Raw genomic sequence first — 12,838 nt, 5'->3', positions numbered from 1 at the left:
CCTTGTAGATTTCGTAAATGTCCGAGCTATTCTTTAAACCTCTTCAACTTTGACCAAGTGGCTGACATGGTTAACCATGCCGCGAATAGCCGGGCTGTCGTTAAGAACGACCGATTGACGAATTTTGCGAAGGCCGAGCGATTCAACCGTTGCACGTTGTTTCTCGTTGCGGCCAATCAAACTGCGAACGAGGGTGATTTGCAATTTAGCCATCGTATGTCCCTCCTTAACCTAACAGCTCTTCGACTGTTTTTCCACGCAGCTTGGCAACGTCTTCCGCACGTTTCAGACGGGAGAGACCTTCAAGCGTCGCGTTAACCATGTTCAGGGAATTCGAAGAACCAAGAGATTTCGTTAAAATGTCGCCTACGCCTGCCAGTTCAAGAACTGCACGAACAGGGCCGCCTGCGATAACACCTGTACCTTCGGAAGCCGGCTTCAGAAGAACTTCTCCTGCGCCGAAATGTCCGATTACAAGGTGTGGAATTGTTGTATTTACGAGTGGTACGTGGATCAGGTTTTTCTTAGCGTCTTCAATACCTTTGCGAATCGCATCAGGTACTTCGCCCGCTTTACCGATCCCTGCGCCAACGTAGCCTTTGCCGTCGCCAACTACTACTAGTGCGCTAAAGCTGAAACGGCGTCCGCCTTTAACAACTTTTGCTACGCGGTTGATGTGAACGACTTTTTCAGTCAGTTCTAACGTATTAGGATCTACACGCAAGTCATTTTACCTCCTTATTAGATATTAGAAACTCAGGCCTGCTTCGCGAGCTGCTGTAGCCAGCGCCTGAATTCTGCCATGATACAGATAACCGCCACGGTCGAACACGACCTCAGTTACGCCTTTTGCTTGAGCGCGTTGTGCGATCAATTCGCCAACTTTCGCAGCGGAATCAACGTTGCCGCCGTTACCGATTGCGCTAACCAGTTCTTTATCCTTAGTGGATGCGGATGCCAGTGTTACGCCTGCTACGTCGTCGATCAATTGTGCGTAAATGTGCTTGGAGGAACGGAATACAGACAGACGCGGACGTGCTGCTGTGCCGTTGATTTTCTTACGAACACGAAGGTGTCTTTTCAGACGAGCCTTGTTTTTGTCGCCTTTCGTAATCATGCTTGGTTCACTCCTTTCCTTTTGCCTTAGGAAGCTATCTTAAGGAACGTTTCACGTTCCTTATTTCTTCTTACCAGCTTTACCTTCTTTGCGGATGATGCGCTCGCCTTCGTATTTGATACCTTTGCCTTTATACGGCTCCGGCTCACGTACGGAACGGATTTGAGCGGCAACAGCGCCTACGCGCTCTTTGTCGATACCGCGAACGGTAATTTTCGTGTTAGCTGGAACCTCAAACTCGATGTTGCTCTCGGGAGCAATCTCAACCGGGTGAGAGTAACCAACGTTCAGCACGATTTTGTCGCCGGATTTGCTTGCACGGTAACCTACACCAACGAGCTCCAAGTTTCTCGAGAAGCCGTCTGTAACGCCTGTCACCATGTTTGCGATAATGCTGCGAGTCGTTCCGTGCAGGGAACGATGCAATTTATTGTCGGAAGGACGTTCAACCACGATTTCGTTCTCCGTTACATTCACTTTCATTTCCTTATGAATTTCACGGGAAAGCGTGCCTTTAGGTCCTTTTACAGTAATCACTGTGTTGTCCAAGTTGATGTTTACACCAGCAGGGACTGCAATTGGTTTACGACCAATACGGGACATTGTTACACCTCCTGTCTTTCTGACTTATTTCTTACCAAACGTAGCAGACAACTTCGCCGCCGGATTTAACCTGACGAGCTTCTTTATCTGTCATTACGCCTTTGGACGTGGAAATGATCGCAATTCCAAGTCCGCCAAGCACGCGAGGAATCTCAGTTGCTTGCGTGTAAACACGCAGGCCTGGTTTCGAGATACGCTTCAAACCAGTGATAACGCGCTCTTGGTTAGGGCCGTATTTCAAGAAAATACGGATAATCCCTTGTTTGTTGTCCTCGATATATTCTGCATCGCGGATAAAGCCCTCGCGCTTCAAAATTTCAGCGATTTGCTTCTTTGCTTTCGAAGCAGGCATTTCCACAGTTTCGTGACGAACGACATTCGCGTTGCGAATACGTGTCAGCATATCTGCAATCGGATCAGACATAACCATTTATGTGAACCTCCTTCCCGAACTAGGCTTGATTACCAGCTTGCTTTTTTAACGCCAGGAATCTGGCCCTTGTATGCTAATTCGCGGAAACAAATCCGGCAAATTTTAAACTTTTGCAAAACAGAGTGCGGACGGCCGCAACGCTCACAGCGCGTATAAGCGCGCACTTTGAATTTCGGTGTGCGTTGTTGCTTCACTTTCATCGAAGTTTTTGCCACTGGGTATTACACCTCCTAAAAGTGGATTACTTCGCGAACGGCATGCCCATTTGGGTCAGCAGCTCACGAGATTCTTCGTCCGATTTCGCCGTCGTAACGATGACGATATCCATACCACGTACTTTGTCAACTTTATCGTACTCGATCTCCGGGAAAATCAGCTGTTCTTTCAGGCCCAGCGTGTAGTTGCCGCGACCGTCGAATGCTTTAGTCGATACACCGCGGAAGTCACGTACGCGTGGAAGCGAAATATTGAACAGTTTGTCAAGGAAGTGATACATGCGCTCGCCGCGCAGCGTAACCTTAACCCCGATTGGCATGTCCTCACGAAGCTTGAAGCCTGCGATAGACTTCTTCGCACGAGTGACAACCGGCTTTTGACCGGAAATGATGCGCAATTCTTCAACTGCAACATCAAGAATTTTGGAGTTGGAAACCGCTTCGCCAACACCCATGTTGATTACGACTTTCTCAATTTTCGGCACTTGCATAACCGAAGTATAGTTGAACTTCTGCATCAAAGCAGGAGTGATTTCATTAAGAAAGCGACCTTTCAATCTTGCTGTCATTGATCATGGACCTCCTTTCCTACATTAACGATTAGTCGATCACTGCTCCGGATTTCTTAGCAATCCGTACCTTTTTACCGTTGTCCTGCACTTTGTATCCGATGCGAGTTACTCCGCCGCTCTTCGGATCAACGTGCATCACGTTCGATACATGAATCGGAGCTTCTTGCTCGATGATTCCGCCTTGCGGGTTCGCCTGGGAAGGACGCGAATGCTTCTTCACCATGTTTACACCTTCAACAAGTACGCGGTTCTCACGCGGATAAGCTGCGATGACGCGGGCCTTCTTACCTTTATCCTTACCGGTAATGACGATAACCGTATCATCTTTCTTTACGTGCAGCTTGTTGTTGTGGGATTCCAATACTTTTTTCAGCCTTGGCATTTATTACACCTCCTGCTCGCTTAAGCTTTCAGGTTTTATCTGGTCAATCATTAAATTACTTCTGGTGCAAGCGATACGATTTTCATGAAATCCTTATCGCGAAGTTCACGAGCAACTGGTCCGAAGATACGTGTGCCGCGCGGGCTCTTATCTTCCTTAACGATTACTGCAGCATTCTCGTCGAATGCGATGTAGGAACCGTCTTTACGACGAACGGAACGTTTCGTACGAACGATAACCGCTTTTACTACGTCACCCTTTTTGACAACGCCGCCTGGTGTTGCTTGTTTGACGGAGCAAACGATCAGGTCACCGATGTGTCCTACGCGACGGCCAGTACCGCCCAAAACGCGGATACACATCAATTCTTTAGCGCCAGAGTTGTCAGCAACTCTCAAGCGTGTAAATGGTTGAATCATTTTGACGTCCTCCTTCCGGAAAAAATGCTAGGCTACTGCTTGCGCTTTAGAGAACGATAGCTACTTCAACGACTTCTACCAGTCTGAAGCGCTTGTCTTTCGATAGTGGACGAGTCTCCATGATTTTCACGGTATCGCCAATTTTCGCTTGGTTGTTTTCGTCATGCGCTTTGTACTTTTTCGTGTACTTGATGCGTTTATGGTACAAATCATGTTTTTTGTAGGTTTCTACAGCCACCACGATTGTTTTATCCATTTTGTCGCTTACGACTTTGCCGATTTGAACTTTGCGGGCATTGCGTTCGCTCATGTTCTTCCTCCTTCCTTCATCCGTGATCGTACTTGTCTTGGTAAGGATCTATTAGCTGCTGATTCCGAGTTCTCTTTCACGCAAAACGGTTTTAGCACGAGCTATTTCCTTACGCACGTCACGAATCCGAGTCGGGTTGTCCAGCTGGCCAGTAGCCAATTGGAAACGAAGGTTGAACAGCTCTTCTTTGAAACCAGCGATCTGTTGTTCAATCTCAACAGAGGTTAGGTTGCGAAATTCACTAGCCTTCATTTGCTTCACCACCCACTTCTTCGCGTTTCACGAACTTCGTTTTTACAGGCAGTTTGTGAGCCGCAAGGCGCATTGCTTCACGAGCTACTTCTTCAGGTACGCCAGCAAGCTCGAACATGATTTTGCCCGGTTTAACAACGGCTACCCATTTCTCAACATTACCTTTACCGCTACCCATACGTACCTCGAGAGGCTTTTGAGTGATCGGTTTGTCAGGGAAAATTTTAATCCATACTTTACCGCCACGCTTGATGTAACGTGTCATCGCGATACGAGCCGCTTCGATCTGACGGTTCGTAATCCAAGATGGCTCAAGCGCTTGAAGGCCGTATTCACCAAATGCTACTGTAGTGCCGCCTTTAGCGCGGCCTTTCATGTTACCGCGTTGTTGCTTACGGTGTTTTACGCGTTTAGGTACCAACATGATTAGTTGCCTCCTTCCTGGGGAGCTTTCTTCTTCGTAGGAAGGACTTCACCGCGATAGATCCATACTTTTACGCCGATGCGGCCGTAAGTTGTATGTGCTTCTGCTGTGCCGTAGTCAATGTCTGCGCGCAGCGTATGAAGCGGAACCGTTCCTTCGCTGTAGCCTTCCGAACGTGCGATTTCAGCGCCGCCAAGGCGTCCGCTAACCGCTGTTTTAATCCCTTTAGCGCCAGCTCTCATGGAGCGTTGGATCGCTTGTTTCAGTGCGCGACGGAAAGATACCCGACGCTCTAATTGTTGAGCGATGCTTTCAGCTACCAAGATAGCGTCCATATCCGCTTGTTTGATTTCAGAAATGTTGATGTGAACCTTTTTGCCTTTAGTAATCTTGCCAAGCTCCGTACGCAGGTTTTCAACTTCGGAACCGCCCTTGCCGATAACCATACCCGGCTTAGCCGTTTGGATCGTCACGTTCACGCGGTTAGCCGCGCGTTCGATTTCGATGTGGGAAACTGCAGCGTCTTTCAGCTTGTTCTTCAAGTACTCACGAATTTTAACGTCTTCTAGAAGAAGATCGCCAAAGTCTTTGCCAGCGTACCATTTGGATTCCCAATCACGGATAATCCCGACACGAAGGCCGACTGGATTTACCTTTTGACCCACACGTTATCCCTCCTTATTTTTCAGATACCACCAAGGTGATGTGGCTGGTTCTTTTATTAATCCGGCTAGCACGTCCCATTGCACGGGGACGGAAACGTTTCATTGTTGGTCCTTGGTTCGCAAATACTTGCGATACGACCAATTTGTTCACGTCTAGCTGGTAGTTATGCTCAGCGTTCGCAATTGCGGAATTGAGCAACTTCTCGATAATCGGGGAAGCCGATTTCGGCGTATGACGCAGAATCGCAATCGCTTCGCCAACTTGCTTGCCGCGAATCAAGTCCGCTACGAGCTGCGCTTTGCGAGGAGCGATACGTACGAACTTAACGTGCGCTTTAGCTTCTTGCATGTGGGAACCTCCTCTCGTTCATAAAAAAATGATAAAGGGCAAATTAACGTCTGCCCGTTTTTTTGTCATCACTAGCATGGCCTTTGTACGTACGAGTTGGTGCGAATTCGCCCAGCTTGTGTCCAACCATGTCCTCAGTTACATATACCGGCACGTGTTTGCGACCATCATAGACTGCAAAAGTGTGACCGATGAATTGCGGGAAAATGGTCGAGCGACGGGACCAAGTCTTAATAACGACCTTTTTGTTCGTCTCGTTCAGATCCTCGACTTTCTTTAGCAGATAGCCGTCGATGAACGGACCTTTCTTCAAACTGCGACCCATGTAGAATCCTCCCTTCGCATAAGCGCTGGCGTGAGATCTCTCTCACGCGGATGGTATCAAGCAACTATTACTTCGTACGACGACGAATAATGTATTGGCTCGATGCTTTCTTTTTCTTGCGAGTTTTGTAGCCCAGAGTCGGTTTGCCCCATGGGGACAATGGCGACTTGCGTCCGATTGGAGCGCGGCCTTCACCACCACCGTGTGGGTGATCGTTCGGGTTCATTACGACGCCGCGTACTTCAGGACGTTTGCCGAGCCAACGGGAACGGCCGGCTTTACCGATTTTCACGAGTTCGTGATCTTCGTTGCCTACGGAGCCGATTGTTGCGCGGCAAGTACTCAGAATACGACGAACTTCGCCAGAGCTCAGGCGGATCGATACATAATCTTCTTCTTTACCCAGCAATTGAGCTTCAGTACCTGCTGCGCGAACCAACTGGCCGCCTTTGCCCGGTTTCAACTCAATGTTGTGGATAACTGTACCAACAGGGATGTTCTTCAGCGGCAACGTGTTGCCGATTTTGATATCCGATTCTGGTCCAGAGACGATTTGATCGCCCACTTTAAGGCCTTTCGGTGCGATGATGTAAGCTTTCGCGCCGTCAACGTAGTGGATCAGTGCGATGTTGGAAGTACGGTTCGGATCGTATTCGATCGTCGCAACGTTACCCACAACGCCATCCTTCGTACGTTTGAAATCAATGATACGATATTTACGTTTATGTCCGCCGCCATGGTGGCGAACCGTAATTTTACCTTGGTTGTTACGGCCTGCTTTTTTGAAAAGCGGAGCCAGCAACGATTTCTCCGGTGTGCTTGTCGTGATCTCTTCGAAAGTGGAGACGGACATGTTACGACGCGCAGGAGATGTCGGTTTGTACTTTTTGATTGGCACTTGTATTCCCTCCTTTTCTAAACAGACGTTTCAAAGAACTCAAGTTCTTTGCTGTCATCGCTCAATTGAACGATTGCTTTTTTCCAGTCAGGTCTGTATCCGCTATGTCTGCCATAACGTTTTGGTTTACCTGCAACACGCATCGTGTTCACGCCGGTTACTTTTACGTTAAAGATTTGTTCAATAGCTTGTTTGATTTCGGTTTTGTTCGCGCGAAGGTCTACTTCAAACACATAACGTTTGGCAGCCATGTAATCGCTCGTACGTTCCGTAATAACCGGGCGCTTGATAATATCGCGAGGATTTTTCATTACGCAAGCACCTCCTGTACTTTCTCTACTGCTTCTTTAGTGATAATCAGCTTGTCATATACAAGCACATCGCGAACATTGATGCCGTCAGCTGCGACGAACTTCACGCCAGGGATGTTGCGAGCGGACAATGCTACATTATCCTCGTAGTTAGCCGTAACAACCAGTGCCTTGCGGTCAACTTTCAGGTTGTTAAGGATGCCTGCGAATTCTTTCGTCTTAGGAGCCGCGAATGTCAATTGATCCAGAACGATGATGCTCTCAGCGATCACTTTGGAAGACAATGCGGATTTGATAGCCAGACGACGAACTTTCTTAGGCAATTTGAATCCGTACGTGCGTGGCGTTGGACCGAATACAGTACCGCCGCCAACCCATTGCGGGGAGCGAATGCTACCTTGACGTGCACGGCCTGTGCCTTTTTGTTTCCAAGGCTTACGACCGCCGCCGCGTACTTCGGAGCGACCTTTTGTTTTGTGCGTTCCTTGACGCTCTGCAGCTTGCTGCAGAACGACAGCGCTATGCATAACATGATTGTTAGGCTCGATACCGAATACGCTATCTGCCAGTTCCAATTCGCCTACTTGCGAACCGCTCACGTTAAATACTGTTACTTTAGGCATTTAATGTTCCTCCTTTCTTCAAGAGCGATTAGTTCTTAACTGTTTGTTTTACTTTAACGAAGCCGTTTTTAGGACCCGGTATGGAACCTTTGACCAGAATCACGTTGCGTTCTGCGTCTACACGGATAACTTCGAGTTTTTGAATCGTAATGGTCTCGTTGCCCATGTGACCTGGAAGGCGTTTGCCTTTCGGTACGCGGTTCGCTTGAATGGAACCCATGGAGCCTGGTCCGCGGTGATAACGGGAACCGTGAGACATTGGTCCAGTGCTTTGTCCCCAACGTTTGATAACGCCGGCAAAGCCTTTACCTTTCGAAATACCTGTTACGTCAACAAATTCGCCCTCTGCGAACAAGTCAGCTTTCACTTCCTGGCCAACTTCATACTCACCAAGGTTAATCCCGCGAATTTCACGAACGTAGCGCTTAGGAGTCGCGCCCGCTTTCTTAGCGTGGCCGATCTCTGGCTTGATCGCTCTCTTCTCTTTCTTATCGGAGAAACCAAGTTGAACAGCTTCGTAGCCGTCGGTTTCTACGTTTTTCTTCTGGAGAACAACGTTAGGACCAGCTTCGATAACCGTTACTGGAATGACGTTGCCTTCAGGAGTAAATACTTGAGTCATTCCAAGTTTTTTTCCTAAGATACCTTTCATGTTGACACCTCATTTCCTCTCTATGATCGTATATACGGTTTACAGTTTGATTTCGATATCTACACCGGATGGCAGATCCAGACGCATCAACGCATCAACCGTTTGCGGCGTAGGATTCACAATATCGATCAAGCGCTTGTGTGTGCGCATTTCGAATTGCTCACGGGAATCCTTGTACTTGTGAACCGCACGGAGAATAGTGATGATTTGCTTTTCCGTTGGCAACGGAATCGGCCCGGATACGCCTGCACCGGAACGTTTTGCAGTTTCCACGATTTTCTCAGCGGATTGATCAAGAATTCTGTGATCGTATGCTTTCAAGCGGATACGAATCTTTTGCTTTGCCATATAAGTCCCTCCTTCTTTCGCCCAATTTTTTAATCGGACATACTCCGTGAGAAAACCCTCCACAAGCTCCATGGCAAAGGAGCCGGGTGTGTCGGCAACCTCTCACATCAACGCAACGTCAGACCAACAGTCAATATTATATCGGATTGGGCGGGCATTTGCAACTAAAACTTCTGCCTTTCTGAATAAATGTTCTTTACGCGGGAAACCGCGTCGTTATGAGCTTTTAGGTATGCGGATATCTGACCGTGATAGGTATGGCAGGATCAATTATAAGAGGGGGTTGGTTAGAGGTCGATCTAAACGACTTAGAGCCTATTTCTGCACGTATTTACTCCATTTAGGCCGGTACGATCGATTTACAGCTGTAATCTGCACGCATTCTTCCTCATAGGTTGGTACGATCGACTTAAAAACACATTTCGGTCATTTCCATTCATTTAGGTCGGTATGATCGACTTAAAGAACACATTTCGCTCATCCGCTTACATTTAGGTCGGTACGATCGACTTGCAGCTGTATTCTGTACGTATTCCCCCCTTTAGATCGGTATGACCGACTTAAAACGCATTTCGCTCATCCGCATACCTTTAAGTCGTTCCAACGACTTATACCTTTGTGCTGACTCTACGCGTGTATCTTCATACGGTTCAGTTGCCCTCGGTTATTTAGATTGGTTTATGACGGATTCACATAGCAGCGGCATTTTGCCAAATCCATTAACTTGGTTGGATGCATACATGCCTTAATTACCTCAAAAAGACTAGTTCCATTACCACGCATTCCCCAACTAATCATTCGCTTCTGCACTGCCCTTTAACGAGTTTCTTCTATATAAATAGTGCAACAGAAAAAGCAGCAACATGATGTCGCTGCTTTTATCCTAATTGATCACGTTAGCCCATATACACGCAGCCTCGTTACACGCACAAAATTAACCAAGCACAACACGATCATCGGCCATCTTCTTGCCGCTGATGCGCTCGAACTCACCAAGCAATCGTTCCACGGTCAGACCCTTCTTCTGTTCCTCGTCAACCTGAAGAATAATCTTCCCCTTATCCATCATGATCAGTCGGTTGCCCAGTCGAATAGCCTGCTCCATATTGTGCGTAACCATAAGCGTTGTCAGATTCAACTCGCGCACAATATTTTCCGTCAACCTCGTGACAAGCTCCGCACGAGCCGGATCAAGCGCCGCTGTATGCTCGTCCAGCAACAAGATCTGTGGTCTCGTAAAGGTAGCCATCAGCAGGCTTAACGCTTGCCGCTCGCCGCCGGAGAGCAAACCCACTTTGGCCGTTATGCGGTTTTCCAAACCAATGCCAAGCCGGCTAAGCTCTTCCCGGAATACTTTGCGATTCTTGCTCGTTACGCCAAAGGACAATCCGCGCGGCTTGCCGCGCTTGTACGCGATCGCCAGATTCTCCTCGATCGTCATACGCGGCGCAGTGCCTGCCATCGGATCTTGAAATACACGGCCGATCCATCTGCTGCGATGGAATTCCGACAACTGGCTAACATCCGTATCCTCGATAAAAATATTGCCTGCATCAGGCTTCATAACACCTGAAATAATGTTCATCAGCGTCGACTTGCCAGCGCCATTACTTCCGATAACGGTAACAAAGTCTCCAGGCTTCATCTGGAGATTCGCATTCAACAATGCAATCTTTTCATCAACCGTTCCGGGATTAAATAGCTTGGATACGCCTTCGATTCTTAGCATCAGCGTCCACCTCCGCCCGATTGCCCCACAGATGACAGTACTTCTTCCGTACGCTTCTTGGCGGTGGACTTCGACTTGATCGCTCGGCGGACCGTCGGTACAACCAAAGCGCAAACAATTATGACAGCTGTTATCAGCTTCATATCTTGGGCATCCAGCCATTCCACGCGCAACGCCAAGGCATAGATAATACGATAAATAATTGCGCCCAGTACTACGGCCAGAGTTGCTCGGAAAATCGTTTTAGCCCCGAAGATCGCCTCACCTATAATAACAGACGCCAAACCGATTACGATCATACCAATACCCATCGAGTTGTTGGCCGCATTCTGCGAATGCGCAATTAGAGCGCCCGAGCATGCTACCAAAGCGTTGGATAATGCTACGCCCATAATAATCGTAATGTCCGTGTTCGCGCCAAAGCTGCGAATCATGCGGCTGTTGTCGCCCGTGGCACGCAAGCTAAGACCCATATTCGTCTTGAAGAACAAATCCAGTCCTACCTTCGCCACTACGGCAAGGATCAGACCTATGGCAAGAACCGAAGCACCGTCAAATACGTTGGCCTCGCCTCGAAGAGAAACGTTTGGCTTGCCTAGAATACGAAGGTTAATCGAGTATAGAGCAATCATCATAATAATGCCGGATAAAAGTCCATTTATCTTACCTTTGGTATGAAGCAACCCGGTTAACGTTCCCGCCAGTGCCCCTCCCATAAACGCACAAATCACCGCCAACCATGGAGGCGTACCAGCAATGGTCATGACTGTACCAATAGCGGCTCCCGTTGTAAAACTTCCATCAACCGTTAGATCAGGGAAGTCAAGAATCCGGAATGTGATGTAAACACCCAGTGCCATAAGCGCATAAAGCAATCCGCTTTCAATTGCGCCTTGTAAAGAAACTAGCATGTATGATGCGTCCTCCTCTCCTGTAAGTAATAGCAATGGGGCAATCAGAAGCCCGATCACCCCATGCCATTGTTATATAACTTAAAAAAAGTTTACTATTTGATGATGTTGTTTTCCGGATCTTTCACATATGCCTTCATAGCATCTGTAACGGTAATGCCTAATTCTTCTGCTGCGGACAAGTTAAGGATAAAGTCCAGCTTCTCTGGGGTTCTAACATTCATATCCCCTGGTTTCTTCCCGTCTTTCAAAATTTCAACAGCCATCTGGCCAACTTCATATCCATGATCAAAGTATTTAAAGCCTACGGTTGCGAAAGCGCCTTTTTCTACGGTATCACGATCAGCTGAGAAGAACGGAATATCATGTTCGGTAACTACATCGATAATGGATTCAACGCCTTCAACAACCGTGTTATCCAGCGTTACATAAACAGCGTCAACACGGCCAACGAGAGACTGAGCTGCCTGCTGAACGTCAGAGCTGTTCACTACTGCTGCTTTAACGATTTCAATCCCATGCTTGGCTAGCGCTTCTTGAGCAATGTTAGTCATAACGACAGCATTAGGCTCACCTTCATTAATGACTACGCCAACCTTTTTAACATCAGGGAATTCTTTCGCAATAAAATCCATCAATTGAACAATCGCATCCGGATTCGTATCCGATGCACCTGTAACGTTGCCGCCTGGTGCTTGTAACTGCGGCACAAGCTTCTCGCCCAGCGGATCTGTTACTGCCGCAAACAATACCGGCTTGTCCTTGACAGCTTCAACCAATGCGCTGCTTGTAGCTGTAGCAATTCCTAATGCGAGATCAGATTTGCCGGAAGCAATTTTCTCCGCAATGGACTTGAAGTTGTTCGGATCGCCTTGAGCATTATTGTAATCCACTTTCACCTTCAAGCCAGCATCTTCAAGCGCTTTCAGAAAACCTTCCCGTGTGGCGTCAAGCGATGGATGTTCAACAATCTGCGAGATGGCTACTGTATATTCCTTGCCTTCCGAATTGCCGCCTTCCGTTGTTTTGCCTCCGCCATTACTGCCACAAGCAGCGGTTACAGCCATTAGTGACGCCAGTGCCAATCCAAGCCAGAATTTTTTCTTCATACTTTAATGACCCCTCTCATTATCATCCATTTACCTTCATTGCCGATAGAAACAATTGCCGCATTAATACATTGTTGCAATGTTGCATTAATCCAATAAAGTCTATGGATATAACTGGTGATAAAGTCGCAATATTGGGACGACTTCATCGATTTATATACATATATTAAAGGTGCATTTTCACCGCGTCA

23 protein-coding genes are annotated in these 12,838 nt (G+C 47.7%); all 23 read right to left on the bottom strand.

The features are described 5' to 3' along the window. Positions 1-33: 33 nt before the first annotated feature. On the bottom strand, positions 34-213 hold the full coding sequence (gene rpmD, locus ACFVSO_RS28175) for a 50S ribosomal protein L30 (RefSeq protein ID WP_119803818.1): 180 nt from the start codon (positions 211-213) through the stop codon (positions 34-36). 13 nt (positions 214-226) lie between these two features. Beyond that, entirely contained in the window at positions 227-724 is a 498-nt protein-coding gene (gene rpsE / locus ACFVSO_RS28170; RefSeq protein WP_119803816.1) for a 30S ribosomal protein S5, read from the bottom strand. A gap of 24 nt (positions 725-748) precedes the next feature. Further along, entirely contained in the window at positions 749-1,117 is a 369-nt protein-coding gene (gene rplR / locus ACFVSO_RS28165) for a 50S ribosomal protein L18 (RefSeq protein WP_387480041.1), read from the bottom strand. 60 nt (positions 1,118-1,177) lie between these two features. Next, the gene (gene rplF, locus ACFVSO_RS28160; RefSeq protein ID WP_387480040.1) at positions 1,178-1,720 is read right to left on the bottom strand and encodes a 50S ribosomal protein L6; all 543 of its coding nucleotides are present in this window, start codon (positions 1,718-1,720) and stop codon (positions 1,178-1,180) included. Between the two features lie 31 nt (positions 1,721-1,751). After that, positions 1,752-2,150, bottom strand: coding sequence for a 30S ribosomal protein S8 (gene rpsH / locus ACFVSO_RS28155; RefSeq protein ID WP_387480039.1), 399 nt, complete (start codon positions 2,148-2,150; stop codon positions 1,752-1,754). Positions 2,151-2,182: 32 nt separating this feature from the next. Beyond that, the gene (locus ACFVSO_RS28150) at positions 2,183-2,368 is read right to left on the bottom strand and encodes a type Z 30S ribosomal protein S14 (protein ID WP_013312154.1); all 186 of its coding nucleotides are present in this window, start codon (positions 2,366-2,368) and stop codon (positions 2,183-2,185) included. A 26-nt stretch (positions 2,369-2,394) separates the two neighbouring features. Then, positions 2,395-2,937, bottom strand: coding sequence for a 50S ribosomal protein L5 (gene rplE, locus ACFVSO_RS28145; protein ID WP_116050235.1), 543 nt, complete (start codon positions 2,935-2,937; stop codon positions 2,395-2,397). Between the two features lie 31 nt (positions 2,938-2,968). Continuing rightward, a complete protein-coding gene (rplX, locus tag ACFVSO_RS28140) occupies positions 2,969-3,322 on the bottom strand; it encodes a 50S ribosomal protein L24 (RefSeq protein WP_387480038.1) in 354 nt (117 codons plus the stop codon). 50 nt (positions 3,323-3,372) lie between these two features. Beyond that, positions 3,373-3,741, bottom strand: a complete 369-nt coding sequence (rplN, locus tag ACFVSO_RS28135; RefSeq protein ID WP_087570318.1) for a 50S ribosomal protein L14 — start codon at positions 3,739-3,741, stop codon at positions 3,373-3,375. Positions 3,742-3,787: 46 nt separating this feature from the next. Continuing rightward, the gene (gene rpsQ, locus ACFVSO_RS28130; protein ID WP_119803806.1) at positions 3,788-4,051 is read right to left on the bottom strand and encodes a 30S ribosomal protein S17; all 264 of its coding nucleotides are present in this window, start codon (positions 4,049-4,051) and stop codon (positions 3,788-3,790) included. Positions 4,052-4,102: 51 nt separating this feature from the next. After that, entirely contained in the window at positions 4,103-4,303 is a 201-nt protein-coding gene (gene rpmC / locus ACFVSO_RS28125; RefSeq protein WP_119803804.1) for a 50S ribosomal protein L29, read from the bottom strand. Then, entirely contained in the window at positions 4,293-4,727 is a 435-nt protein-coding gene (rplP, locus tag ACFVSO_RS28120; protein ID WP_068679355.1) for a 50S ribosomal protein L16, read from the bottom strand. Before rplP ends, rpmC begins: the two co-directional genes overlap by 11 nt. A gap of 2 nt (positions 4,728-4,729) precedes the next feature. Next, the gene (gene rpsC / locus ACFVSO_RS28115; RefSeq protein WP_387480037.1) at positions 4,730-5,392 is read right to left on the bottom strand and encodes a 30S ribosomal protein S3; all 663 of its coding nucleotides are present in this window, start codon (positions 5,390-5,392) and stop codon (positions 4,730-4,732) included. Positions 5,393-5,405: 13 nt separating this feature from the next. Continuing rightward, entirely contained in the window at positions 5,406-5,741 is a 336-nt protein-coding gene (gene rplV, locus ACFVSO_RS28110; protein ID WP_119803800.1) for a 50S ribosomal protein L22, read from the bottom strand. A gap of 43 nt (positions 5,742-5,784) precedes the next feature. Next, positions 5,785-6,066, bottom strand: a complete 282-nt coding sequence (gene rpsS, locus ACFVSO_RS28105) for a 30S ribosomal protein S19 (RefSeq protein WP_068679361.1) — start codon at positions 6,064-6,066, stop codon at positions 5,785-5,787. A 67-nt stretch (positions 6,067-6,133) separates the two neighbouring features. After that, the gene (gene rplB, locus ACFVSO_RS28100; protein ID WP_387480036.1) at positions 6,134-6,964 is read right to left on the bottom strand and encodes a 50S ribosomal protein L2; all 831 of its coding nucleotides are present in this window, start codon (positions 6,962-6,964) and stop codon (positions 6,134-6,136) included. 17 nt (positions 6,965-6,981) lie between these two features. After that, positions 6,982-7,275 (bottom strand): 50S ribosomal protein L23, encoded by a 294-nt coding sequence (gene rplW / locus ACFVSO_RS28095; RefSeq protein WP_087570311.1) that lies wholly within the window; start codon positions 7,273-7,275, stop codon positions 6,982-6,984. After that, a complete protein-coding gene (gene rplD, locus ACFVSO_RS28090; RefSeq protein WP_387480035.1) occupies positions 7,275-7,898 on the bottom strand; it encodes a 50S ribosomal protein L4 in 624 nt (207 codons plus the stop codon). Before rplD ends, rplW begins: the two co-directional genes overlap by 1 nt. Positions 7,899-7,926: 28 nt before the next feature. Continuing rightward, positions 7,927-8,550 (bottom strand): 50S ribosomal protein L3, encoded by a 624-nt coding sequence (gene rplC / locus ACFVSO_RS28085; RefSeq protein WP_119803794.1) that lies wholly within the window; start codon positions 8,548-8,550, stop codon positions 7,927-7,929. A 39-nt stretch (positions 8,551-8,589) separates the two neighbouring features. Beyond that, entirely contained in the window at positions 8,590-8,898 is a 309-nt protein-coding gene (rpsJ, locus tag ACFVSO_RS28080; protein ID WP_005544556.1) for a 30S ribosomal protein S10, read from the bottom strand. Positions 8,899-9,832: 934 nt separating this feature from the next. Then, entirely contained in the window at positions 9,833-10,627 is a 795-nt protein-coding gene (locus ACFVSO_RS28075; RefSeq protein WP_387480034.1) for an ABC transporter ATP-binding protein, read from the bottom strand. Beyond that, positions 10,627-11,538, bottom strand: coding sequence for an ABC transporter permease (locus tag ACFVSO_RS28070; RefSeq protein ID WP_387480033.1), 912 nt, complete (start codon positions 11,536-11,538; stop codon positions 10,627-10,629). Before ACFVSO_RS28070 ends, ACFVSO_RS28075 begins: the two co-directional genes overlap by 1 nt. Positions 11,539-11,633: 95 nt before the next feature. Continuing rightward, positions 11,634-12,647, bottom strand: coding sequence for an ABC transporter substrate-binding protein (locus tag ACFVSO_RS28065; protein ID WP_387480032.1), 1,014 nt, complete (start codon positions 12,645-12,647; stop codon positions 11,634-11,636). Positions 12,648-12,838 lie beyond the last annotated feature (191 nt).

It is taken from the genome of Paenibacillus sp. NPDC057967 (assembly GCF_042887015.1).
GTDB lineage: Bacteria > Bacillota > Bacilli > Paenibacillales > Paenibacillaceae > Pristimantibacillus.
The sequence above is the reverse complement of the archived record's forward strand: the minus strand, read 5'-3'. Positions and strand labels throughout refer to the sequence as shown.